This is a genomic window from Acinetobacter sp. LoGeW2-3 (genome assembly GCF_002688565.1).
Taxonomy (GTDB): domain Bacteria; phylum Pseudomonadota; class Gammaproteobacteria; order Pseudomonadales; family Moraxellaceae; genus Acinetobacter.
In genome coordinates this window covers 920,436-946,786 of sequence record NZ_CP024011.1, presented here as the reverse complement: position 1 = coordinate 946,786, position 26,351 = coordinate 920,436, and the positions used below count along the sequence as shown (strand labels likewise).

The window sequence follows — 26,351 nt, the reverse complement described above, 5'->3', positions numbered from 1 at the left end:
ATTCGATATATAAATCGAAAAAATGCGATATACTGAGGCAAATGCTGCAATCAGCTTTGTTGCGCACGACTTTGTGATGTGACTATGGACTTTGATCTGATCTTTAAAGCACTGGCAAATCCTACACGCCGGCAAATTCTGGAATGGTTGAAAACACCAGAGCAGTATCTGTCTGCCGAAGAGTGTGGGGGCTTTCAGCGTGGTGTTTGTGCTGGCCAGATTGAAAAATTAGGACAAGTCTCTCAGTCCACTATGTCCAATCATTTGTCCGTATTACAGCAGGCAGGATTAATCACTGCCACTAAACATGGACAATGGTCTTATTTCTCCCGCAACGAAGCTCTGATTCAGCAATACATCGAACATCTACAACAACATCTCTAAAATACCATTAGAGGATGGAGTCAGAATGGCTGAATTAAATACCCCTTTAAAGCTGGGTGCGCTTAAATTAAAAAACCGTGTCATCATGGCACCTTTAACGCGTAGTCGTGCAACTGATGATCGAGTGCCAACACCAATGATGGTTGAGTATTATGCGCAGCGCGCAAGTGCAGGCCTGATTATTTCCGAAGCGACAGTGATTTCTGAAGAAGCCAATGGTTACCGCAATACACCGGGGTTATTTACAGAGGCACAGGTCGAAGGCTGGAAACTGGTGACCAATGCTGTACATGAAAAGGGCGGCTTGATTGTTGCGCAGTTATGGCATGTAGGGCGTGTTTCAGATCCTGAATTACTGAATGGTGAAACACCAGTATCAGCAAGTTCAGTACAGCAAGCTGGCCATGTCAGCCTATTGCGTCCGAAACGTCCTTATGTGCTGCCGCGTCCGCTGGAAATTGCAGAAATCCATGCCATTACCGAGCAATATAAGCAGGCTGCAATTCGTGCCAAAGAGGCCGGTTTTGATGGGGTCGAGCTGCATGGCGCCAATGGTTATCTGATTGATCAGTTCCTGCAGACCAAGACCAACAAGCGTGAAGATGAGTACGGTGGTTCAGTTGAAAACCGTGTCCGTTTCCTGCTGGAAGTGGTTGATGCTTTAATCGATGTCTGGGGTGCAGATCGTGTCGGTGTGCATCTGGCACCACGTGGCGATGAGCACGATATGGGCGATGATGATCCACGTGAAACATTCGGTTATGCGATGGAACAGCTGGGCAAGCGCAAGATTGCTTTCTTCTTTACCCGTGAATATCTGGCGGAAGATAGCATTTCTGAATATATGAAACAGCGTTCAGATGGCGTTCCATATATTGCCAATATGCGATTGAGCCGTGAGGATGCGATTGAGCTTTTAGCTTCCGGGAAAGCTGATGCAGTCTCTTTTGGTAAGGCTTATATTGCGAATCCAGACTTGTATGAGCGCTTGCTTCAAGATGCATCATTGAACGAGTTAAGACTGGAAAATATGATCGGCAGTCAAACCGCTGAAGGTTATATTGATTACCCAACTTTGGCAGAACTAAAAGTTTTAAGCACCATAGAATAATCTAAAACTTGGGTCACATCGATTAACATGTCGGTGTGGCTCTGTTATATTTTGCCGATTCACTCAATTTCGGGGCAACATTTGGCTACTCCTTTTTGGTACAACGCGGCACTGACACTGATCAAGCCTGTATATCAGTCACGTATTCGTAAGCGTGCGGAAAGTCCTGAGCAACTGCAACAGGAACTGCTTGAACGTTTTGGTCCGTTTCAGACTCCAAAAAATAAACATGCCATCTGGTTTCATGTGGTTTCAGTTGGAGAAACCAATGCGGCACAACCCCTGATTGAGCATTATTTAAAATCAGGTCATCCAGTCCTGGTGACTAATACAACAAAAACAGGTCAGACACGGGCTAAATCACTTTTTTTCAAAGAGCCTTATTTAGATCTATTTCAGGCAGTCTATTTGCCTGCCGATCAAAAGTATTTGATTCGGGATTTCTACCAGAAATATCAGCCGAAATTATTGCTTCTCATGGAGACTGAACTTTGGCCGAATCTCATAGATCAGGCACAGAATTTTAATGTGCCCTGTCTGTTGCTGAATGCCCGTCTTTCAGAAAAATCAGCCAAAGGTTATGGCAAAGTCAAAGGTCTAACCCGAGGCATGCTGAATTCGATGCAACTGTTATTGGCGCAAGATACTGCCACGCAACAGCGTTATATTAATTTAGGTATTCAGATTAACAAGACCCAAGTTTTGGGCAATATTAAATTTGATATTACCGCACCACAGCAGTTTATTGATCGTGCTAGCGAGTTAGAACAGGAGTGGAATCTGCAAGGTCGGAAGATCATTACCTTGGCCAGTACCCATGCACCTGAAGAACAGCAGTTGATAGCTGAGTTGAAAGCTACTTTGAATGCTGATCCAAATTTATTATGTATTGTTGTACCACGTCATCCAGAACGGTTTGATGAAGTGTTTCAAGCATCCCAAGCTTTAAATTTACGCACCCAGCGCCGTAGTTTGGGACAGAAAATTGAAGTAGATACTCAAATTTATTTGGCAGATTCGATGGGCGAGATGTGGCTATGGTATGCACTTAGTCAGGCTAGCTATGTTGGTGGTTCACTCAATGAACCGGGTGGTGGACACAATATTCTGGAGCCAATCGCGCTGAATGTGCCGACGATTCTGGGCAAGAATTATTTTAACTTCCAGACTATTGTCGATGAGTTCGTTGAGGCTCAGGCTGTAGAAGCCGTAGATAATTTTAAGCAGGCAGCTGAAACTCTGCTGGAAATTTTAAATAATTCAGCAAAGGCTGAAAGTTTAAATACGGCTGCGCAAAAGATTATGCAGCAGAATCAGGGTTCATTAGCGAAGCATATTCAGGTGATTGACCAGTATCTTTAATTCAATTCGATACATAGTAAAGATCAGATTTACCAAGGCGGCAGGGATGCCGCCTAGACTGTGATACAGGGAGGTATCATCAGTCTAACAAAAGCGTTTTGCCTACTTTTGCGCTGTCAAAAGTAGGGAATGCCTACACAATAGTTATTTGATTTGTATTGCGATTTGAGGCGGTGCGAAATCAATTTAAAGAGTAATCACGGCCTTTTGATGAAGTACAGAATATAGGTGTTTATCGCGTAGGCCGTATCTTACTTTTGTCGGGCCAAAAGTAACAAAAGCCCTTTATTTCACTAATGCTGCATCCCTGCAGCACAGTGAAATAGGCGACATCCATGTCACTAAGTCTTGATAGTAAATGCTGGTTGTGATTTGGTGTTTTGAATTTCTTTTTTAGATTTTATTTCCTATATGAATATTGTCCTTCTTGATCCTCGTCAAACTGAATCTGAACTGTGGTTAATTAGTTCCAAGCGGCAGTTGGAACATTTGCAGCAGCATCTGGAGATTCAGGTGGGTGATACCTTAAAAGTTGGGATTCGAGATGGCAAACGTTATTTGACAGAGATTGTCGATATCACCGAAAAAGCCGTTCGGTTAAAGCCCTTGCAAGAAGAACCAATCCCAGCAAAATTACCTGTGACTTTGATCGTGGCTTTACCACGCCCTAAAGTACTACGTCGTTTGATTATGGATGCGGTAACGCTTGGGGTTGAGAAGATCATCTTGCTGCATAGCTACCGAGTTGATAAAAGCTACTGGCAGACGCCTTTCTTGCAACAGCTAGATCATTATGTGCAATTAGGTCTTGAACAGGCAGGGGATACGATTGCGCCACACATTGAACTGTATAAACGCTTTAAACCATTTGTCGAAGATGTGCTACCGACATTGATAAACGCAGATAGTCCAGCTTATGTAGCGCACCCTTATGCTGAGAATAAAATGCCATATGCCATTGAGCATTCATGTACGGTGGTGATTGGCCCAGAAGGCGGTTTTATTCCTTATGAGGTTGATTTGCTGATAAAAAACGGCTGCCAGGCGGTGAGCCTTGGCAACCGTATCATCCGTACTGAAACGGTGATTCCCTATGTCTTAGGTCGTATGTTTAGCACGCGCTGAAACATCTTCACCGCCACCACGGTAAACTTTCACTTCTTGTACAGGATATGGAATTGAAATGTCATGTGCAGCGAAGGCTTCAATTACATTTTCCTGAACACTACTGATCGACGTACCAATCGAACTTTCTGCAGTATCTACCCACCAGGTTACGGTTAGATTGATTGAGAAGTCAGCCAGTTGAGTCACATTGACACTAAAAGCAGGCTGGCTAAGAATGCTTTGATCTTTATCCAGAATTGCCATAATGATGTCTTTGGCTTTCTGTACATCATCTTCATAACCAATACCGACGACAAACTGGCAGCGGCGACGTGGATAAGCCGTATTTACCGTCACTGCGCTGGTATAAACCGTTGCGTTTGGAATCACGATACGACGACCATCAGGTGAGCGCAGGAAAGTCGCACGAATCTGAATATCTTCAACCGTACCTTCCATACCTGAAACAATAATGTCATCTCCAATTTTAAACGGTTCACCGAGCAAAATCAGTACACCAGAGAGCAGGTTCTGGAAAATATCCTTGAAGGCGAAACCGATCGCTACCGAACCAATCCCCAAGGCACTCATCAGCTGACCAGGAGTAAAGCCTGGAATGGCAATGACCATGGCAATCAGGAAGCCAATAAAAATAATGGCAGATGTACCGACACGGTTTAGTACCAGTACCAAGTTCTGTTTACTGTAACTACGCTCACCAATTGCTTTACGAACAAAGAATTTAAACAGTTTCGAAAGCAGGTAAAAGATGGTGAAAACCACCAGTGCGATACAGATATAAGGCAGGCGCTCCCAAAACGCCTCAATAAATTTATCGACGGTTGAATACGCGTCATTATATTTAGCCGTGTGCTCAATAACGGTCTGAGCAGTTTTTTCAGTTGCCTGATGCAACAGCTCAGTCGTTCCTTCAGTCACCTGACTAAGCGCAGTGTCTTTTTCAGCCACAAGTATCCCAATTCAAAAAAATTCGCGTTATTTTGCCTGATTTTTACCTTGAACTTAATAGAAAATTGCACAGCCCTTGCGGAGGGTAGCAAAATTTAACATAAGCTTAAAAATATTCTGTGCCTTTCTGGATCGCTTCCTGCGGGCTTTCCAGCTCACCACTCCCCATCATAAAGGACACTACACTGCTGGCTGCAAATAGGCTTAATACGGTCAATAAAATCATCAGCCAGGCTAGGATTTTTTCCCAGATTGCAGCCGAACGTACTGGACCAAAACGATTCGGTCCTGGCGTTCCTGCAGCCAGCAGCAGATAGAAAATAAAGAAAATATTCACCACCGGAACTAGCATCAGCAACATCAACCAGCCTGATTTATTCAGATCATGCAGACGGCGTGCCACTATCACAATATAAAAATAAAGATAGAAAATGACTAAAGCCAGATAGCCGAGACCTGCCAGACCGGTCAGTGCATCAACGAAATGCTGATTATCCAGAGACAAGGTGGTTAGGCTGAAAATACCGCTGACCAGACTTAAGGCGATTGAAGCAAAGAAGAAAATCATATGCAGGAAGGCATACCAGCCGATAAAGCTAAGCCGACCAAAGCGCCCTTCAAGAGATAATGGATTATCATTGGAGGGTATCGGAGAGCGGGAGAAGAATGGTGAAGTATCTTTAGAGTTCATGGGCTGAGCCAGATTAACCAGTCGAAAACAGACAAACACTTCTGTCTGTGAGGAAGTATAAAAATTCAGCACTATTATAGGATTAAATAAAAGGGCAAGATACGAAAAATAGACAGGAATATGTTGGTATCACCTGTAAACCTATGTTTTAAATGGATTGATCAGAATACGACCAAAGCATGATTGTCCAACTTGAAATAAGCGGTCCATACTGCGACTATGCATAAAAAACAATCAATAACGTGGCATGAACCTCTCGTGACGAGATGGAATAAGATCAAGGAAGCGAACAATGAAAGAGATCTATCCTGTACCAGCAGAATTTAAGAAAACCGCACGTACCAACGAGACCGAATATTTTGAACGCTATAAACGCTCCATTGAAGAGCCTGAGGAATTTTGGGTAGAGCAGGCGCAGCGTTTGGACTGGATCACGCCTTTTACTCAGGTCAAAAATACCAGTTTTAATAAAGATGATTTCAAGATCGAATGGTTTGCTGATGGTCAGCTGAATGTCAGTGCCAACTGTCTGGATCGTCATTTGAAAGAACACCCATATAAGCCGGCAATTATCTGGGAAGGGGATCATCCATCCCGGCACAAGATCATTTCCTTTCATGAGCTTTACGATGAAACCTGCCGTTTTGCCAATGTCCTGAAAAAGAACGGGATTAAAAAAGGCGATCGGGTGGTGCTGTATATGCCAATGGTTTCCGAAGCTGCGATTGCCATGCTGGCTTGTGCCCGGATTGGTGCGGTGCACTGTGTGGTATTTGGCGGTTTCTCACCAGACTCACTGGCTAGCCGTATTGAAGACAGTCAGGCGAAAATGGTCATTACTGCAGACTCAGGTATGCGTGGTGGCAAGCAGATTCCGCTGAAAGCCAATGTCGATGAAGCTCTGAAAATTGCCGGAACTGAATCGATAGAGCATGTCATGGTAGTACATCGCACGGGTAATCCGATTGAAATGCAAAAAGGTCGCGACCTGTGGTATCACATGGAAATCATGACCGTGAATGAGATCTGCCCGCCAGAGCCAATGAACGCGGAAGATCCACTATTCATTTTGTATACCTCGGGTTCTACTGGTAAACCGAAAGGCGTGCTGCATACCACTGGTGGCTATCTGACTTATGTAAATTCTAGCTTCCGAGAAGTCTTTGATATCAAACAGGATGATGTGTTCTGGTGTACCGCAGATGTGGGCTGGATTACTGGTCACTCTTATGTGCTCTATGGTCCATTGTCTAACGGGACCACCACGGTCATGTTTGAAGGGGTACCGCAATATCCAACCTGGGCACGTACCGGACATATCGTGGACAAGCACAATGTCACTATTCTCTATACGGCACCAACTGCGATCCGGGCCATGATGCGTGAAGGTGATGCCTTTGTGCGTGAAAGTGACCGCAGTAGCCTGCGTCTCCTCGGTTCGGTGGGTGAGCCGATTAATCCGGAAGCCTGGAACTGGTATTACAGCGTGGTCGGTGAAAGCCGTTGCCCAATCGTAGATACCTGGTGGCAGACTGAAACTGGTGGTTTCATGATTACCCCTTTGCCGGGGGCAACTGATCTGAAACCGGGTTCAGCGACCCGTCCATTCTTTGGCGTGCAACCTGCCATTGTCGATGCTGAAGGGAAGGAACTGGACGGGGCAGCTGAGGGCAATCTGGTGATTAAGGATTCCTGGCCAGGTCAGATGCGTACTATCTGGGGCGATCCAGACCGTTTTATTGAAGCTTATTTCTCGACTTATCCGGGTACCTATTTCACGGGTGACGGTGCGCGCCGTGATGAAGATGGCTATTACTGGATCACTGGCCGTGTCGATGACGTACTCAATGTCTCTGGTCATCGTCTGGGTACAGCAGAAATTGAGAGTGCACTGGTAGCACATGAATCAGTTGCAGAAGCTGCAGTTGTGGGAATGCCGCATGACATCAAGGGTCAGGGGATTTGCGCCTTTGTGACCCTACAAGCTGGCACTGAAAGTACGGAAGAGCTACGCGCTGAACTGGTGGCTTGGGTACGTAAAATTCTTGGACCAGTGGCAACGCCAGATGCACTACACTGGGCACCGGCCTTACCGAAGACCCGTTCCGGCAAGATCATGCGCCGTATCCTGAGGAAAATTGCAGCGAATGAACTGGATAGCTTAGGCGATACTTCAACTTTAGCTGAACCACAGGTGGTGGATAACCTGATTGCTGAAGTGCAAAGAACTGCCTAAATCATTATAAAATTAATAAGATACCGACTGTCCTCAGTCGGTATTTTTATATCATTGATAAGCTCTGCATGCTTTCGGATATAGGCTCTGGGCGTGATCTGTTAAGCTTCTGGCATGCTGTAGAGAGCAGAAATGAGTACAAAACAATGAATGCGCGACAACAATACCTGGATCAATCTCCACTGGATATTGCCCAATCCCTGGCAGATCAGTTCGCTTTGACTGCGGCTGAACGTGACAAACAGGGTGGCAATCCCAAGCAGCAACGTGACCTGATCCGTCAGAGCGGATTGCTGGGACTCTCGATTCCAAAGGAATATGGTGGGCAGGGTGCAGACTGGCAGACGATCTTTCAGACCATTCAGATTATTGCGCGCGTCGATAGTTCATTGGCGCATGTTTATGGTTTCCATCATCTGCTGATCGCAACGGTTGAACTGTTTTCACAGCCAGAACAATATGGCTCCTGGTTTGAACAGACTGCACAAGAAAACCTGTTTTGGGGCAATACTCTGAATCCGCTAGATCGCCGTACTACAGCGACTAAAATTTCTGAGAAAGAATATATTTTCCATGGTGACAAGAGCTTCTGTTCTGGTTCAATGGATTCCGACATTCTGCTGTGTTCCGGCTATAACGAAGAAGGCAAACTGCTGATCGGGGTGATTCCAACCCAGCGTGATGGTGTGAGTTTCCTCGGGGACTGGAACAATATGGGCCAGCGTCAGACCGATAGTGGCACCAGCCATTTTGAACAGGTGAAAATTCATGAAGATGAACTGTTACTGAATCCGGGACCACTGAGTACCCCATATTCCAGCCTGCGTCCATTGATTGCCCAGCTGATTTTTGTGCACATGTTCCTCGGTGTAGCCGAAGGGGCTTTTGAAGTGGCGAAGCAGACCGTACAGAATCAAAAAGCCTGGTCCAAGTCTCTAGCAGAAAATGCGGTGAATGACCCATTTACCCAGAAGCATTTTGCCGAGTTCTATGTGCAACTTGAAGGCGTTCGTCTATTGGCAAACAAAGCTATTCAGACTCTGCAAAAAGCGTGGGATGTGGGCGCTGAACTGACTGCTGAACAGCGTGGTGAAGTGTCGATTGCCATTGCCACTGCAAAAATTGCTGCGACCAATACTTCACTCTATATCACGCAAAACATCTTTCAGGTGATGGGGGCACGAGCAACGACTGCCAAGCTGAATCTGGACCGTTTCTGGCGCAATGTCCGTACCCAGACCCTACATGATCCGGTGGATTATAAATATCAGGAAGTCGGCGAATGGGTGCTGACGGGTAAAGTGCCTGATCCAAGTTTTTATTCTTGATTTATCTTTTAAAAAGCCTCCAGTTGGAGGCTTTTTATTTAATGATGGTTTTACTTAAAGCTGTTTAAAGGCCTCAATCGCTCGTATACGGGACTGCTTTAAATCGACAATAGGCTTTGGATAATCCAGCTGTAAATCTGGATTTTTAGCATAAGGTTCATGAATGCTTTTACTATCCAGATGTGCCAGTTCTGGCACCCATTTACGGAGATAGTCGCCGTTGGGATCAAAACGCTGAGACTGATTCACTGGATTAAAAATCCGGAAATAGGGTACCGCATCCATGCCGGTGGAGGTGCACCATTGCCAGCCGCCATTATTGGCTGCCAGATCGCCATCAATCAGATGCTGCATAAACCAGGCTTCGCCCAAACGCCAGTCAATCAACAGGTTTTTACTGAGGAACATGGCGGTGATCATGCGCACCCGGTTATGCATCCAGCCAGTAGCCAGTAGTTGGTGCATACCGGCATCGACAATCGGAATCCCGGTCTGACCTTGCTGCCAGGCAGCTAAATCTTCAGGGGCGTCTCGCCACACGATGGCTTTGGTATTGTCCTTAAAAGGTTGATGCTTGGAGACTTTAGGAAAGTCATGCAAGGTATGCTGATAGAACTCACGCCAAAGCAGTTCATCCAGCCAGGTTTGCTGACCTTCATTTTCAATTTGAAAATAGCCTTGTGAAGATGCAAACAGAGACTGCACACACTCCCGGATAGAGAGAATGCCAATATTTAAATGCGGAGACAGTTGGCTGGTTCCATCAATGGATGGGAGGTCACGATCAATTTTATAGTCAACCAGCCGGTCTTCTATAAATTCATTCAGCATCTCAAAAGCATGCTGATCTTCAATTGGCCAATATCGGCTGATAGCTTCTTGCTGATAAGTTTCAGCAAACTTGTCTAAGTCAAAATCAAAGCTAGAAAGATCGAATTCTAATTTAGGCTGAGCTTCGATCTCTGGATAACAGGAAGGTACATCGATAATCAGCCGCTCATAGCACTTCTTTTTAAACGCGCTAAACACCTGATAGGGCTGCTGGTTCTGATTACGGATTGAACCTAAAGGAAACAGAGTTCGGTCTTCATAAGACTCAAAAGCAATCTGATGCTGTTGTAGCAGTTGTTCTACGGCTTGATCGCGTTGTTGTTCATTAAAACCAGTTTCAATATTGCAATGCACGGTACTGATCTGGAATTGCTGACACAGTGACAAGAACTGATCTGGGATATCTTTCCAGCGTGGAATATTCAAAATCAGTAGAGGAATATTCAGTGCTTCTAGCTGCTGTTTCAGGACTTTGAGCCGGCGCAGGTAGAAATCAATCTTGATCGGTGCATCCTGATGCAGTTGCCATTGCTCAGGTGACAGGATGACTAAAGCCAGACATTGTCTGCTTTGTGCTGCATGCCATAAGGCAGCATGGTCATGAAGTCTTAAGTCATTCCGGAACCAGATCAGATGCATGGCTATTTTCTACAAATAAGATGCCATGCATTCTAGGCAATCTGGCAGGACAGAAATAGTAGAGAAATATTAACGGGATAGAGGCTGAGTTTTATTTACCTCAACCTTCCTAAAATTAGCCTTTGGCTAAATGAATATTTTCTAGCGTATCCACCAGGGTACGGGTCATCTGGTCAATTTCATAATTGACCTCATCACCGACCTGAACCGCTTTCCAGGTGGTTAGGCGTAAAGTTTCTGGAATCAGGTCAATCGAAATCTCGCTTTTGGCACGATCGACTCGGTTCACAGTTAGGCTACAGCCATTTAGCCCGATAAAGCCTTTCAGGAAGAAGTATTTGATATTGCCATCTGGAATTTGCAGGTCAATATGTAAGGTTTCACCGCGACGTTCAATCTGGCTGACTTTAGCGGTGCCTTCAATATGCCCATACAGGTTATGTCCACCATTTTCTGCGCCGACTTTGGCAGAGCGTTCGATATTCACTTCATCACCGACTTTTAATGAGTTCAGCGTGGTCAGATCGAGGGTAACATTAGAAATATCAAAATGAATCTGTTGCTGCTCACGGTCGATTGTGGTTACGGTCAGGCACACACCATTCACCGCCACACTGGCACCAATAAACACATCTTCAAAAAAGCCTTGCTGATCACTCACGATGATCGTAATAAAGCCATCGCCTTTGCGAATTTCAACGACCTTTTCCAGGCCTTGGACAATACCGGTATACATAGTTAAACATCTATTCTTGCAATTGCATCACATTGTAGGGAGGAATATGGAGTACGGCTATAGTTGTGCTGCACTGCCTAGTTTTATGCCCAGATAAAAAAATCCCCTAAGCCGAGCCTTAGGGGAGTGAAGGGAGTCCGCTGAGAATTATCGGAATCGTTATACGAGCTCAGCTTCTTCTTGTTGCACAGCCGTTGCCTGTTGTGCTTCAAGTTCACGAACCAAAGGTAATACCTTTTGGCCAAAGTATTCAACTTCTTCAATAAAGTGCAGGAATCCAGACAGGATGAGATCCACACCAACTTTTTTCAGTTCAATGATACGTTCAGCGATTTGCTGCGGTGTACCAATCAGGTTGGTACGGAAGCCATCGTTGTATTGCACCAGATCTTCAAACGTAGACTTGGCCCAGTTACCTTCACCTTCCGCTGTTGCTGCACCTGCTTCACGGGTTGCATCACCAAAAGATTTCACGGCTTGGACATTGGCCTTAGCAACGATTTCTCGTAGTACCGCTTGCGCTTCTTCTTCAGTATCACGGGCGATCACGAAAGCATTCACACCGATTTTCACTTGATGATTATTGGCTTTAGCCTTTTCACGAATGTCATCGATCTGCTTTTTCAGCTCTTCAGGCGTGTTGCCATTGGTAAAGTACCAGTCCGATACACGTGATGCCATGTCGCGTGCCGCACGTGAACTGCCGCCCTGGAATATTTCAATATGTGGTTTCTGTACCGGTTTTGGACTCAAGGTATAGTCCTTAAACTGGTAGTACTTACCATCAAAACTGAAATTATCTTGGGTCCAGACACCTTTCAGGCTACGAATAAATTCTTCTGAACGTGCATAGCGCTGGTCATGTTCAGGCCACTCTTCACCAATTGCATCAAATTCACCACGGAACCAGCCACTGACGACATTGATCGCGATACGGCCGTTAGTTAAATGATCAATGGTTGCCAGCTGTTTTGCTGCCAATGCTGGTTTCCAAGGGCCTGGCAGAATCGCCGCAATGACTTTTAGACGTTCAGTTTTCGCCAAAATGCCGTGACTGAAGCTAACAGATTCGTGCTGATTTTCTGCATTGTAGCCTGCAGTAAAACGAATCTGGGTCAGGGCATAGTCAAAGCCAGCCTTTTCTGCTGTCTGTGCCAGACGTACGTTATAGTCATAGCTCCAGTCAGTGCGTTGCTCGATGTTACTCACGACCAGACCACCGCTTACATTTGGAACCCAATATGCAAAAGTAATATTTTTGTTGTTTGACATTCTTCTCATCCTCTGAAGAAGTTAATTAATTAAGCAACTTGAGTTTTTGGTGCTTTCTTACTGTGTAAACGAGACTCTGCTGCATCCAGGCTAGGCACTGCTGCTGAAGGCAGAACTTCTTCCTGTTCGATTTGCTTGTTGATGCCCAGATTCTGGTTAGCTTGTTGTGATTTTTCTTTAACCACTTCTGCACGTTGACCTTTTGCTGGTGCCCATTCAAGGATTGGTAATGCACGTGCGACAGCGAGTGTAATACGTGCACGCAGTAATTCGCTGTGAATGGTATATTCAGGCGTGAAGTCACGATCTGTTGCATAAACACCGATTGGCAGCGTTTGAGCCTGGAAGAAGCTGAACAATGGACGTAATTGGTGTTCAAGTACCAGCGCATGACGGTCACTACCACCTGATGCTGCTAAAAGAACAGGAACATCAACCAGTGCAGTTTGTTCTACAAAGTCAAAGAAGTGTTTGAACAAGCCAGTGAATGATGCGCGGTAAACTGGTGTACCGACAATCAGCGCATCAGCTGCTTCAACCGCTGCCAAATCATCCTGAACACGTTGTGGTAACTGGTTGCGGTAGATCGCGCCACCCAGTAACTGACCAATTTCGCTGAATTTAATGAAATGTACATTGATTGGTGTTGCTTCACCTAGCTCATCAACAATCGCTTGTACCAGTGCTTCAGTTTTAGACGGATTATTTAAACCACCAGAAACGGCAACGATATTCAGTGGTTTTTGTAGATCTTGATTTGACATTTTGGAACCTAAAAAATTGGTTGGTCTCGGAATGAGCCTATTAATCCAAAATGAGCTTATGCGTGTAAAATAAGGAAAAGCTGAAAAGTTATCTAAATTTGAGATATAATTAAAATGGTGAGTATTAGTAACGCTGCTAGTGACTAATACATTGATATTTTGACTTATATTGAATGAGAATAAGCTTTGCAGTCAGTCAACAATGTATATACAAAAAAATGATGAGAATTAAATAATTAGTGAAATACAGATATTTTATAATTTATGTAGCGAAACTGAAGATTATTTTTAAAAAATGTACAGTCTTGCATATCGCTGAGCTACCGAGTACAGGTAGAATAGAAGCTACCGTGCACAAGATCTCTCTCACGTCCTATGAATATTTTAATCGTTGATGATCATCCACTGTTTCGTCATGCTTTAATTCAAGCCGTTCGTTATAGCTTACCGCAAGCACAAATTCATGAAACTGCAGCAGTGAATGAATTTTATGAACGCCTGGAAAATGGTCCTGAACCTGATCTTGTGCTGCTGGATCTGAATTTACCGGGTGCTTCCGGCTTTTCTGCATTGGTGCATGTCCGCGCACAGTATCCTTCATTGCCAATTATTGTGGTGTCGGCTCATGAAGAAGTCAGCATCATTCAACGTGCGATTGCACATGGTGCAATGGGCTACATTCCAAAATCAGCGCATCCAAGCCATATTGGTGAAGCGATTCGTGAAGTACTGGAAGGCGAAATCTGGTTACCACCAAATCTGCCAGCCAACATGAATTTTGATCCACGTGCTGCTGATGAAACTGCATTGGCTGAACGTATTCAGTCTTTGACACCGCAACAGTTCCGCGTGTTGATGATGGTGGCAGAAGGCTTGCTCAACAAACAGATCGCGTATGAGCTGGATGTCTCTGAAGCAACTATTAAAGCGCACGTAACTGCAATCTTCCGTAAGCTCGGTGTACAGAACCGTACTCAAGCTGTATTGGCGATCAATGCATTGAATATTGAAGAAAAGAAAATCTAAGCTTTTTAAAGCGACAAAAAAAGACCTCAATAGAGGTCTTTTTTATTGCCTGAATATCTGCTTTTAAGCGATACAATCTTGTTTAGGAGTGAGATCTGCACAGAACAGTGGGTTCAGAGCACATTGCAGTTCATCAATCTGCTCCTGAGTGACATAGCCTTGCGACATCAGGTATTCAGCAACACGATCATCACGCAGACTCAGGAAAGCGGCATCATAAACACCAAGGTCTACAAACAATGCTGCAGTTTCCAGACTGTTGAAGCGATCCAGATAAACGTCATTGCCATACATCAGGAAGATATGATCCTGTTCTGAATTTGGATCAACACGTAAGCGCTCTGCCAGTTCAAGCGGTGGAGTTTTAATAAACAGTAGTTCAGAAAGTTCATCAAACTGTGAGGTATCCAGTTGGTCATCACCAGTTTTGACTTTTGCCAGCCATGCTTTAAATACCAGTACCGCACCACCACGCAATAACATGCTCCAGATCTGATGACGGGTGTCTTCACTTAATTCTGCAGTTTCGGTTTCCAGCGATTGAATCAGTTTTGATTCCTGTTCCGCCAGACGCTCAAATAGTCCCAAACCTTGAGGCTTATAGGCAAAAGGTTCAAATACATCAAAGTGCAATTCTTCAAATACTTGCAGAGCGAGGGGAACGGCAGACTGATACAGAGTTTCCAGTGCTTCAACCTGTGCTGGATCAAGTTTGCTGTATTTAAATAGATTGCTCCAGTCGATTGCCGGCAGCATGGCATTGGCACCGTATTGACGATGAAACTGTCGGTTCTGATTAATCTCAGTAGTAGTGTCTAAGCTCATGATTAGTCATCCTTTATGCAGTAATAAATGATCAGCTGACATGCGGATGAAGAATTATTGGCATGAATAGATACTGATCGTTTCTAAGTCATATTTTTAGAGCGGAATAGGGGAAGAAAAAATACGACTAAAGTTCGAATAACCAAATTAGACCAATATTAGTTTATAAAAAATAATAACTTACAATATTGTAACCAAGTACACACAGCTTCACGTCAGGAATGGTGAAGTTTTGCCATAGTGATTTTAAAAATGATATTTTTGGTCAATGGATATCAGTATTTCTAGCCTGATTTTGATGCTTTTAGCACATCCGCTTAAATATCATGCAAATGTTGAAATTTTTTGTGACATTTAAAATAAAAAGTGCCTGCTTTATTTAGTAAAACAGGCACTTATCAAACCTATAACGTCTTAACTATCCGAGATTTTTAAGCCAGAAAGCCATGAACGTAATGAAGCAGGTTTTAGCGGTTTTTTCAGCAGAACAATATTCAGTTCCTTGAGCTGCTGTGGCAGTTCTGGATCAGAATCTGCCGTGATCAAAGCAACGGGTACATTCGGCTTACGGTTATTCACAATAAAGTCCAAACCGCGTTTGTCATTATTTAAATGCTGATCGACTAGCCAAACTTGAATATTTTCCTGTTCTATTAGCTCCTGTGCCTGTTCAGGTTCTGTGGCTTTAAACACTTGATAACCCCATTTGGTCAGCAAAGTCGACATACCTTCCAGAATGGTTTCGTCATTGTCTAAACACAGCACTTTAAAGGCTTTAGATTTCAGCGGTACAGCCTGTACTGGAGCCGCCACGACTTTTGGTGCTTCAGTCAGCGGTACTTCAATCATAAAGCAGGAGCCTTTGCCATATTCAGAATAGACATGGACTGGGTAGTCCAGCATGCTGGTCATACGCTGCACAATCGCCAGACCTAAACCCAGACCTTGTTCACCCCAAGGGGACGTGTGGCCACAACGCTCAAATTCCTGGAACAGTTTGATGCGTTGTTCTTCAGCAATCCCCGGTCCAGTATCCCAGACACCAATACGGATATGATTCGGTTTACTACTTGAACGCAGTACGCCGACAATTACTTTACCGCTAGCGGTATAACGTAGCGCATTGCTGACAAAGTTTTGGATAATACGGCGAATCCATTGTGGATCGGTGTCAATCCAGAACTGGGCATCATGCACGCTGAACTTGATACCACGTTGCGCTGCAATCGACTTGAATTGTAATTCCAGATCGCTGAGCAGGTCATGCAATGGATAAGCCTGGCGCTTCGGCTGAATCGTACCACCTTCCAGACGTGCAATATCCAGCAGGGCAGAGAGCATACTTTCTGCACCATGCAGGGCACGATCTAGTTGTTGTAAGGTCTTGCGATCTTCTTCACTTTGCACACTTTGCTCTAGTGCAGTACTAAACAGACGTGCAGCATGCATCGGCTGTAACAGGTCATGGCTGGCCGCTGCAATAAAGCGGCTCTTGGACATATTAGCTTTATCCGCCTGTTCACGTGCCAGTTGCTGTTCGGACAAGGCATCCGCAAGCTGTTGGGTACGATCCCGCACGCGTGCTTCCAGTACTGCTTCATTTTCACGGAAGGCAGTAATGTCCGCGAAGGTCGTTACGAAACCACCGCCTTCAATCGGATTGCCGCGCATCTGAATCACACGGCCATCCTTACGGATCCGCTCGAACTCATGTGCGCTACCGACCTGCATCCAGTGGATACGCTTACGCACATGTTCTTCGACGGAACCCGGCCCACATTCACCACGCTCAGCGTTGTAACGAATCAGGTCTGCAATTGGACATCCGACGTAGACAATGTCCTTTGGATAATCAAATAGCTTCAGGTACTGGTTGTTCCAAGCCACCAGACACATGTTCTCATCGACGACACTGACACCTTGGGTCATGTGGTCGATCATGGTCATGATCAGATTCTGGTTAAAGCGTTGCCATTGGGAGGCTTGGTCAAGAATATTTGCCACCTGACCGAGAGCTAGACCGTTATTCACCATCGCAGTGGTTAATAAGGTACGTGCCGAAGCAGCCCCAATGGTGCCAGCCAGATACTGCTCGGTAAAGCGCCACCACATGCCATTGGCACTGCTGTTTTCATTCAGCTCGACATTATTTTGATTACAGAACTGTTGGAAAGCCCGCGTGGTGGGTTCTTCACCGGTAATGCGTTTGGCTAAAGTAATCAGATCCCCGACTTTTAAGCGTGCTACATCCTGATGTGAATAGCTTACCTCAGTGGTTGGGCTCTGCGAAGGCAAAGGTTTGGTTTCGTAATAGAAGAAACTTTCTGCCTGAATTTGTTCTGCTACACTTGGGCGGAAAATACGAGAAACCCAGATATAAAGAATTAAATTAAGGCCAAGTGACCAGGCCACACCATGAGTCAGAGAATCAAAAGATTCAAAACCAAGCAGTGCTTCAGGGCGCAGCCAGTTGAGTGCTAGTGGACCATAATTTAAAAAGTCCTGGCTGAACTGCTGATACGGTTCCGGCAAGCTACGCAGAATGGTTGGGAACAGTAAAGTATAGGCCCACAAGGCAAAACCAGTCAGCAGGCCGGCATAGACGCCTTGTTTACTACCACCACGCCAGTACAGACCGCCGATCAGGGCAGGGGCAAATTGCGCCACCGCACTAAAGGCCAGCAGACCGAAGACTGAAAGCTGATCAATATCATTAAAGAAATTGAAGAACAGAAAGCCCAGCAGCATCACGGCTAAAATACAGATGCGGCGAGTAAATTTCAGTACCAGTGGTAAACGTTTATCATGACGGGAAATCAGGTTAAAGCGCCACAGTGCCGGCATGATCAAGTCATTACTGAGCATGATCGACAAGGCAACTGAAGATACCAATAACATTCCGGTGGATGCCGAAAAACCACCGAGGAAGGCCAATAAAGTTAGCCAGTCCTGGTTGTAACTGAGTGGCAAAGACAGCACAGCGACGTCTGGAATCGCCAGATAATGCGGTGCCGCATGCAGCGCCCAGCTGGCAATTGGAACAATCGCGATCGTGGTCAGGATCAGATAGATGGCAAACCAGCGTCGGGCGCCACGAATATGTTTTTCATCACGTAGTTCGACTACAGCGACATGGAACTGACGTGGTAAACAGATAATCGCTAATGCGGCGAGTAGAGTTTGTACCCAGAAGCTTTCTGGCACACCAAACAGTTGCACTTCATGGAAGGTGGTTTTGATATCACCGCTAATCTGCGATAAATTTTCTGGCGCAGCAAACATGAAGAAGCCAGCGACTGCTAGTAGCGCAAACAATTTTACGAAAGATTCAAAGGCGACTGCCAGCATTAAACCGCCATGCTGCTCGGTATTGGCAATCTGCCGGGTACCAAAAATCATCGCCAGAATAGCCAGAATCCCAGTCAGGAACAGCACACTATTGGTGGTGCTAGTGATGCCTGCGGATGGTTCCAGAATCACGGAGGCACTGAGCGCAATCGCACGTAGCTGCAAAGCTAGATAGGGAATAATTGCGATTACAGCCAGTATGGTTACTAGCGATGCCAGTGGCCCACTTTTGCCATAACGCGCTGCGACAAAGTCGGCGATTGATGAAATGGCGTGATGCTGACGCACTCGACCCAGTCGGCGCCAGATGTCATAACCAATCGCGACAAAAAGCAAAGGGCCCAGATAAATCGGTAGGAAAATGATGCCTTCACGAACTGCGGCACCGGTTGCGCCGTAAAATGTCCAGGAAGAACAGTAAACACCTAAAGTTAGGCTAAACAATAACATGCGTCCACGGGTGCTAAGACGACTGGCGTGTTTCTCCCCGAAAAATGCACAAACAAAGAGTAATGCGATATAGAGGGCGAGTACCCCTATGATGAGCCAACTGTTCATATTGCCTGATGTCTACTGAGCATGCGGCTATGATACAGCATCGTGAACGCAGGCGTTCAAATTGCTCAATTTTTAACGACCAAAGTCTAAATTACAACCAGCCATGAAGCTTGTTAAGTTGTAGCAGTGATAATTCGAATTAAAAAATGGATGCCCAAGGTTGGGCATAGCAAGGAGTATGGTTATGGATGAGAGACAAGTAGAACAGATTCTACAAAATCCCAAATTCAAAGAAATGGTTGCCAAGAAAAGTCGTCTTAGCTGGACGCTCACAGCAATTATGTTATTCGTTTATGTCGGCTTCATGCTTTTGGTCGGCTATAACAAAGAGTTTTTATTGTCTTCAATTTCAGGCGGTGTGACGACTTGGGGGATTCCATTAGGTCTAGGCATTATTGTGCTGTCGTTTATCTTGTGTGGCGTGTATTCCTACATCGCCAATAACAAACTTGATCAATTGACTGAAGAAGCAATGCGTGAAGTAGAAGCAATTGCTCATGAAAAAGGACCTCACTAAGATGAAATGGAATTCTCTTATCGCCCTTGCTGCAACGACAATTGCTTCAGGTATGGCACTGGCTGGACCTGATCTGGGTGCAGCAGAACAGCAAGCTACTAACTGGCACGCGATTATCATGTTTGTGATTTTCGTAGGTGCAACACTTTTCATTACCAAATGGGCAGCAAAACAAACCACCAGTACCAATGATTTCTATACTGCCGGTGGCGGGATCTCTGGTTTCCAGAATGGTTTGGCGATTGCCGGTGACTATATGTCGGCTGCATCCTTCCTGGGTATTTCCGCAATGGTATTCCTGTCTGGTTTCGACGGCTTACTATATTCTCTAGGCTTCATGGTGGGTTGGCCAATCGTATTGTTCCTGGTCGCAGAACGTCTGCGTAACTTGGGTAAATTCAACTTATCAGACGTGGTATCTTTCCGCTTGCAGGAAAAACCGGTACGTACCTTGGCTGCACTTAGCTCACTCGTAGTTGTAGCATTCTATCTGATTGCACAAATGGTAGGTGCAGGTCAGCTGATCAAGTTGCTCTTTGGTCTGAATTACAACATCGCAGTTGTGATTGTTGGCTTATTGATGATGGCTTATGTAATCTTCGGGGGCATGCTGGCAACGACTTGGGTACAGATTATTAAAGCAGTCATGCTGTTATCTGGTGCAACTTTCATGGCCTTCATGGTAATGAAAGGCGTGGGCTTCAGCTTTACTAACATGTTTGAACAGGCGATTGGTGTCTATTCAAAAGTACACGATCTAAACCTTGCTGATGCAACTAAAATCATGGGCCCGGGTAGTTTGGCCTCTAACCCAGTTGATGCAATTTCTTTGGGTCTTGCATTGATGTTTGGTACTGCAGGTCTGCCACATATCCTGATGCGTTTCTTCACAGTAAAAGATGCGAAAGAAGCACGTAAATCAGTTGTGGTTGCGACAGGCTTTATTGGTTATTTCTACCTGTTAACCTTCATCATTGGTTTCGGTGCGATTCTATACGTATCGAATAACCCACAATTCCTTGATGTTGCAAAAATGGCAATCACTGGCAAGCTGGAGCTTGTAGGTGGTAACAACATGGCAGCGGTTCACCTTGCAGATGCAGTAGGTGGCGACTTGTTCATGGGCTTCATTTCTGCAGTGGCATTCGCAACAATTCTTGCGGTTGTAGCCGGTCTGACTCTATCAGGTGCATCAGCGATTTCTCATGACTTGTATGCAAACGTATTGAAGAAAGGTCAAACAACGCCTGAATCTGAATTACGCATGTCTAAGATCGCAACGCTTGGTCTTGCAATCTTCGCGATGATCTTGGGTATCCTGTTCGAGAAACAAAACGTAGCATTCATGGTGGGTCTAGCATTCTCGGTTGCGGCATGTGCCAACTTCCCGGTACTGGTTTTGTCTATGTTCTGGAAAGGCTTAACCACTCGTGGTGCGGTGATTGGTGGTATCGTAGGTTTGGTGACTGCGGTAGTTCTGATTGTACTGTCTAAAGCAGTTTGGGTAGATACACTGGGTATTGCAGAAACTGCAGTGAACCCATTCAATGGTCCAGCGATCTTCGCAATGCCGTTGTCGTTCTTCTGCTGCTGGTTATTCTCTGTGACTGATAATTCGGCACAGGCTCAAGCAGAACGCAAAGCATTCGATGCACAGTTTGTACGTTCACAAACAGGTATCGGTATCTCAGGTGCATCTGATCACTAAGATGATTTGATGCTCCATAAAGAAGTCCCGTAAGGGACTTCTTTATTGCTTGTATGTTTTGAGGCTAATGCAATATTTCATTGCACGATTCCTGTATTTCTAGAGCAAGATTTTATGGCCTTTGATAAACAGAATAGATCAAGACTTTCCTCTTTTAAGTTACGAGAAGGGAACAGGAGTACAACCAAGTGAATAAGAACAATAACTTATCCTAGTACTTAGGTTTCGATATGTGATCGAAATGCGTTCTTTTTACTCATGTCTTCTTTTTGAGTAATGCCTGTGTGACCAATCTGGTCGGATAAATAAAAAGCAAAAATGGAGTGGATATGTCTTCCAGAACCACATCCTGGTATTCCAATGTGAATCCTCGTGTGTTTTTAACAACTGTCATCATTATTGGACTATTTCTTCTAATGGTGGTCTTGGCACCAAATTCATTTGAACTGATGACTCAGCAACTGAACCAGTGGGTAACGACCTCTTTTAGCTGGTTCTATGTTTTATCAGTCGCAATTTTTCTGATTCTCCTGATTTTCATTGCATTGTCTGATATGGGCAGGATCAAGCTGGGTCCAGACCATAGCACCCCGGATTATAAAAATGCCTCTTGGTTTGCCATGCTATTTACTGCAGGCATGGGGATTGGGTTGATGTTCTTCGGTGTTGCGGAACCAGTGATGCACTATGTCACTCCGCCATCGGGTGAACCGGAAACGATTCAGTCGGCACAGCAGGCCATGCGTGTCACTTTCTTCCACTGGGGACTTCATGCTTGGGCGATCTATACCCTTGTGGGATTATCACTGGCTTATTTTGCTTATCGGCATCAGCTGCCTTTAAAAATACGCTCGGCTCTTTATCCTTTAATTGGAAAACGAATTTATGGTCCGATTGGGGATGGCGTGGATATCTTCGCGACCATCGGAACCGTATTTGGTGTTGCCACCACTTTGGGTTTTGGGGTCACACAGATTAATTCTGGTCTGAATTATCTGTTTGGTATCGAGCAGAGTACTGGGGTACAGGTCATTCTGATTATTATCGTCAGTGCCATGGCCTCACTTTCAGTATTTTTTGGCCTGGATAAAGGCATCAAGCGTTTATCCGAGCTGAATCTGGTGTTGGCTTTGGGGCTATTGCTGTTTGTTTTCCTGGCAGGACCAACGATTTATCTGCTTCAAACAACTATTCAGAATGTCGGACAGTATGTGTCTAGCCTGTTCAGTATGACCTTTAATCTCTATGCCTATCAGCCCAGTGGCTGGATTGGTGGATGGACCATCATGTATTGGGCCTGGTGGATTTCCTGGTCACCATTTGTGGGAATGTTTATTGCTCGGGTATCTCGAGGTCGGACTATTCGTGAATTTATTGTAGGTGTTTTACTGATTCCAACCGGCTTTACTCTGATCTGGATGGGCTTTATGGGGAATGCAGCGCTATATAGCATTTTGCAAGAAGCCAATATCAACCTGATGCAGGCGGTACAGCGTGACTCATCTGTAGCACTGTTTGAATTTCTGCATGGAATGCCTTTCTCAGCAGTGATGAGTATAGTTGCAACACTCCTGGTGGTGCTATTTTTCGTGACTTCAGCTGACTCTGGTGCGCTGGTCACGGATTATCTGACGGCTAAATCTGATCAGTCTCCGACCTGGCAACGTTTGTTCTGGACAGTGATCATGGCTTTGCTAGCGATCGTCTTATTATATGCGGGTGGCTTGGCTGCATTGCAATCTGCTACGATGCTGAGTGCCTTGCCTTTTACCTTGATCATGCTGGTGATTAGTTGGGGGTTGATTAAGGCATTACGGCTAGAAGTCACCAAAATGCAGGCCTTACAAGAAGCCCGAATTACCCCACGAGCCATTCATAATCCGCGTAGTTGGCAACAGCGTCTGGGACTGATCATGCATTATGCGCATGATGAACAGGAAGTAACGCAGTATATCCAGTCAGAAGTGAGACAGGCATTTTTAAGTATTCAAAAAGAATTCCAACGCCGTCATCATGCCGTGATCATTGATGAAATAGAGCAGGGGCTATGCTTGCGAGTAGACCATCAGGATGAGGCAAATTTTGTCTATGCGGTGGTCGCGCGCCAGATCTTACCACCAAGTTTTATGCCGTCTCAGGATGAAGATGCAGGACAACACTTCCAGGCTGAAGTCTTCCTCAATGAAGGTGGGCAAAACTATGATGTGATGGAATGGACGCGTGAAGACTTGTTGCAGGATATTCTGGATCAATATGAACGGCATTTACACTTCTTAAGTAGGGTGCGTTAAGCTCTTTCACTTGGCTAACCGAATAAAAAAGGATGCAATATGCGTCCTTTTTTATTGAGATCTTCTTTAATACACAAAAATCAAATGCCTAAGCTGATTAAAACAAAATGCAATTTTTATTCATCTTTAATCGCAATAGTGGTTTGAGCTGCTTTAAGGATTAAAAGAGGTAACGTATTCACTGAATAGATTATGCAGTATATTTAATTATTTATATTTTTAATGAATACATCATTTTGATACAAAGCGCTGCTCTGCAAGCTACTGATTAAATGTTAAGTTTGAACAGAAAAAAATAAAACTGCAGATTTGTAGTGTCATGAAAAAGAAGGATTAGATGAAAAAAACTTTGTTAATGTGCTGGACGACTTTTAAGCGACTGCCTTCTGCATGGCTACTCTGTCTGCAATTCATTATTCTGATCCTATCTGTACTAAGTTATGAGTATGCTCCTTATCGGGCCGCAACTTGGGTAATAGGCGTATTGGTTTTACTGGTGATTGCCCGGGTCATTCGTCAAACCCCTGTCTTCACGATACTGGGATTAAGTTTCGTTATTGGTGCACTATTTTTTTCATCATTGGTTTTATTAGGCGTGAAACAGGTCTGGGTGTTGATTATCGCGCATGCCTTTGAAGCTTGTGCTTATTTCAGTGCATCTTATGGTTTATTACGTTATATGTTTCATGACCGTTACCTGACTAAAGATGAACTATTTGCAGCAGGGGCGGCCTTTACTTTGATGGCCTGGGGATTTGCCTTTCTTTATAGTATTTGTCAGCTACTGATTCCTTATAGTTTTGCGGATCCCGACCTTCAAGCTTATCAGCCTTGGTTGGACTTATTGTTCTTGAGTTTTAGTGTGCAATCCGCCACAGGATTAGCAGATACCATGCCCGTGAGTCCCCTTGCCAGAATGTTGGCTATGATTCAGATGTTTTTTGGTGTGATGTATCTGGCTTTGATTGTGTCACGGCTGGTGGGATTACAATATATTTCTCATTTACCGCATAAAAAGTCGGAACAAGAAAAAAAGGACGCTTAAAGCGTCCTTTTTTCTGTATTCGGAATCTAATCAGAAATTAGAAACGGAATTTAGCATTTAAGCCAACAGTTTGAGTGTCACGAGCAATTTCAGTTGCTTCAGAACGTTCAAAGTTAGCATTTACATAGCTAGCGCCTACAGAAACTGCTGGAGTAACGAAGTAGTTTACGTTAGCACCATATGCTTTGTCTGGAGAACCAGCAAAGCTAGATTCCATGTAAGAAACGCCAACACCTAGTTTAGGAGTTACATATAGTGTAGTACCTAGGTTATAAGCAGTGTCTTCACCATAAACTAAACCAGATTCAAAACCGATCGCCATGTTAGTACCATCGATTCCACCTACGTATTTAGTACGAGCAGTGATTGCATCTTGATCTTCAGCGATTGTGTCTGATTCAATAGCAGCTTTAGCAACACCGTTGTTAAACATGTTGAAAGCATCGTAAGAAGTCTGGTCAGCAACGCTTGTATAACCTACAGCAACCAGGAAGTTAGGTGTAGCGAAAGCACCAAGTTCTAATGCATAACGGTCGCCATTGCCATCTTTTTGGCCGCCTTTACCATCAAATTTAGTATGGCTATAAGAAGCGCTTGCATATGCAGGAACTACTTTAGTTGGAACATAAGCTTCGCCTTTTACACCATAAGTGTGAGAAGTGAAGTTTTGGTTGTTATCAGCATCTACGTCGTATTCGCCATATGTATAAGAAGCAGATACATTAGACGCTTGGTTTAAAAATGCTGCTTCAGCTAATGGACCTTTAGTAGTGTCTACATCTTTGAAGTAGTAAGTACCTTGAACTGCACCAGTAAAGTTTTTGTCATTAGCAGTGTTATCAATGAACTCTGATTGACCTTGAACTTCGAATTGATATGCTTGAGCACCGGTCATCGCTAATAATAAAGCAGTGGCTAAACCTAGTTTTTTCATGATAATTACCATTTTTCAAAAGGGGGTAAAACAGCAGTAATTGTATTGTAACAATTTATTAAGTCAATGAACCCTAATGTAATTATTAAATACAAAGCTTATAAGTGTTTGATTTGATGAAATTGTGAACAAGAAGATATTTGCCATTTCAACCTGAAAAAATGCTGTTAGAACAATTAACTAAGCAAATATAAAAGAGCTATAAAATATGTGAAAAATCACTTTATTTGTGGATAATTTATTGTTTAATCTAATTGATTATTTCTTAAACATAGAAAAAAACAATTTTTGATCTATCTATTTGTCATAGTTTGGTGACTGAAGCTAAGTAATAGATAAATTTTAATAGGTTAGCTACTAATAAATTTGTGTTTTTTGAATATAAATCACCGTAATGATGATTAATTAAACAAATAGAAACCCGACTATTTTAATCTGCTTTACATTTTATATGAAAATTACCATAATGATATGATCAAGTCAGACGAGATATGATTTTTATTTGACCTGATCCTCCACAAATTTTGTGTTTTATCGGCCCAGCTTTCCCCAAGGTTGGGCTTTTTTTTGTCTAAAATTTTAGAAGGGAGGAGTGAGAAGAGAAAAATATGAGTTAATCAGTATAAATAACAAACAAGACAAGCAGTCTTGCAAGAATAAATTGCACCA

20 protein-coding genes are annotated in these 26,351 nt (G+C 44.2%); 11 read left to right on the top strand and 9 right to left on the bottom strand.

Going from position 1 to position 26,351, the window contains the following annotated elements:
• The first annotated feature begins 84 nt into the window (after nt 1-84).
• The 4 genes from BS636_RS04555 to BS636_RS04540 all read left to right on the top strand — a co-directional run bounded on the left by BS636_RS04555 (nt 85) and on the right by BS636_RS04540 (nt 3,982).
• Entirely contained in the window at nt 85-384 is a 300-nt protein-coding gene (locus tag BS636_RS04555) for an ArsR/SmtB family transcription factor (protein WP_099337710.1), read from the top strand.
• A gap of 25 nt (nt 385-409) precedes the next feature.
• Entirely contained in the window at nt 410-1,495 is a 1,086-nt protein-coding gene (locus tag BS636_RS04550) for an alkene reductase (RefSeq protein ID WP_099337709.1), read from the top strand.
• Between the two features lie 81 nt (nt 1,496-1,576).
• Nucleotides 1,577-2,857, top strand: coding sequence for a 3-deoxy-D-manno-octulosonic acid transferase (locus tag BS636_RS04545; protein ID WP_171265984.1), 1,281 nt, complete (start codon nt 1,577-1,579; stop codon nt 2,855-2,857).
• A 411-nt stretch (nt 2,858-3,268) separates the two neighbouring features.
• Entirely contained in the window at nt 3,269-3,982 is a 714-nt protein-coding gene (locus BS636_RS04540) for a 16S rRNA (uracil(1498)-N(3))-methyltransferase (protein ID WP_099337707.1), read from the top strand.
• Here the strand turns inward: BS636_RS04540 and BS636_RS04535 are convergent.
• Entirely contained in the window at nt 3,956-4,933 is a 978-nt protein-coding gene (locus BS636_RS04535) for a mechanosensitive ion channel family protein (protein WP_099337706.1), read from the bottom strand. The genes BS636_RS04540 and BS636_RS04535 overlap by 27 nt on opposite strands.
• 106 nt (nt 4,934-5,039) lie before the next feature.
• Nucleotides 5,040-5,624 (bottom strand): DUF805 domain-containing protein, encoded by a 585-nt coding sequence (locus BS636_RS04530; RefSeq protein ID WP_171265983.1) that lies wholly within the window; start codon nt 5,622-5,624, stop codon nt 5,040-5,042.
• A gap of 292 nt (nt 5,625-5,916) precedes the next feature.
• Between BS636_RS04530 and acs the strand changes: the two genes are divergently transcribed.
• Nucleotides 5,917-7,860 carry an acetate--CoA ligase gene (acs, locus tag BS636_RS04525; protein ID WP_099337704.1) on the top strand — a complete coding sequence of 648 codons (1,944 nt, stop codon included), beginning with the start codon at nt 5,917-5,919 and terminating at the stop codon, nt 7,858-7,860.
• 146 nt (nt 7,861-8,006) lie between these two features.
• The gene (locus tag BS636_RS04520) at nt 8,007-9,188 is read left to right on the top strand and encodes an acyl-CoA dehydrogenase family protein (protein ID WP_099337703.1); all 1,182 of its coding nucleotides are present in this window, start codon (nt 8,007-8,009) and stop codon (nt 9,186-9,188) included.
• Between the two features lie 54 nt (nt 9,189-9,242).
• Here the strand turns inward: BS636_RS04520 and BS636_RS04515 are convergent, their stop codons facing one another.
• The 4 genes from BS636_RS04515 to msuE all read right to left on the bottom strand — a co-directional run bounded on the left by BS636_RS04515 (nt 9,243) and on the right by msuE (nt 13,430).
• Entirely contained in the window at nt 9,243-10,658 is a 1,416-nt protein-coding gene (locus tag BS636_RS04515; RefSeq protein WP_099337702.1) for a cryptochrome/photolyase family protein, read from the bottom strand.
• Nucleotides 10,659-10,773: 115 nt separating this feature from the next.
• A complete protein-coding gene (locus tag BS636_RS04510) occupies nt 10,774-11,394 on the bottom strand; it encodes a riboflavin synthase subunit alpha (RefSeq protein WP_099337701.1) in 621 nt (206 codons plus the stop codon).
• A gap of 159 nt (nt 11,395-11,553) precedes the next feature.
• Entirely contained in the window at nt 11,554-12,666 is a 1,113-nt protein-coding gene (sfnG, locus tag BS636_RS04505) for a dimethylsulfone monooxygenase SfnG (protein WP_099337700.1), read from the bottom strand.
• 29 nt (nt 12,667-12,695) lie between these two features.
• A complete protein-coding gene (gene msuE, locus BS636_RS04500) occupies nt 12,696-13,430 on the bottom strand; it encodes an FMN reductase (RefSeq protein ID WP_099337699.1) in 735 nt (244 codons plus the stop codon).
• 375 nt (nt 13,431-13,805) lie between these two features.
• On the opposite strand from msuE, the gene BS636_RS04495 reads away from it, so the two are divergent.
• Complete coding sequence (locus BS636_RS04495) at nt 13,806-14,456, top strand: response regulator (protein ID WP_004813697.1); 651 nt, start codon at nt 13,806-13,808, stop codon at nt 14,454-14,456.
• A 63-nt stretch (nt 14,457-14,519) separates the two neighbouring features.
• Here the strand turns inward: BS636_RS04495 and BS636_RS04490 are convergent, their stop codons facing one another.
• A complete protein-coding gene (locus BS636_RS04490) occupies nt 14,520-15,281 on the bottom strand; it encodes a hypothetical protein (protein ID WP_099337698.1) in 762 nt (253 codons plus the stop codon).
• A gap of 414 nt (nt 15,282-15,695) precedes the next feature.
• A complete protein-coding gene (locus BS636_RS04485; protein WP_099337697.1) occupies nt 15,696-19,187 on the bottom strand; it encodes a PAS domain-containing hybrid sensor histidine kinase/response regulator in 3,492 nt (1,163 codons plus the stop codon).
• 184 nt (nt 19,188-19,371) lie between these two features.
• Here BS636_RS04485 and BS636_RS04480 point away from each other — a divergent pair, with 184 nt between their 5' ends.
• The 4 genes from BS636_RS04480 (at nt 19,372) to BS636_RS04465 (ending at nt 24,748) form a co-directional block, all read left to right on the top strand.
• Nucleotides 19,372-19,704 (top strand): DUF485 domain-containing protein, encoded by a 333-nt coding sequence (locus BS636_RS04480; RefSeq protein ID WP_099337696.1) that lies wholly within the window; start codon nt 19,372-19,374, stop codon nt 19,702-19,704.
• Between the two features lies 1 nt (nt 19,705).
• Entirely contained in the window at nt 19,706-21,412 is a 1,707-nt protein-coding gene (locus BS636_RS04475; protein ID WP_099337695.1) for a cation acetate symporter, read from the top strand.
• 329 nt (nt 21,413-21,741) lie between these two features.
• Nucleotides 21,742-23,703, top strand: a complete 1,962-nt coding sequence (locus BS636_RS04470; RefSeq protein ID WP_099337694.1) for a BCCT family transporter — start codon at nt 21,742-21,744, stop codon at nt 23,701-23,703.
• 337 nt (nt 23,704-24,040) lie between these two features.
• A complete protein-coding gene (locus BS636_RS04465) occupies nt 24,041-24,748 on the top strand; it encodes an ion channel (protein WP_099337693.1) in 708 nt (235 codons plus the stop codon).
• 37 nt (nt 24,749-24,785) lie between these two features.
• Here the strand turns inward: BS636_RS04465 and omp33-36 are convergent, their stop codons facing one another.
• Nucleotides 24,786-25,682 (bottom strand): porin Omp33-36, encoded by an 897-nt coding sequence (gene omp33-36, locus BS636_RS04460; RefSeq protein WP_099337692.1) that lies wholly within the window; start codon nt 25,680-25,682, stop codon nt 24,786-24,788.
• Between the last annotated feature and the right edge of the window lie 669 nt (nt 25,683-26,351).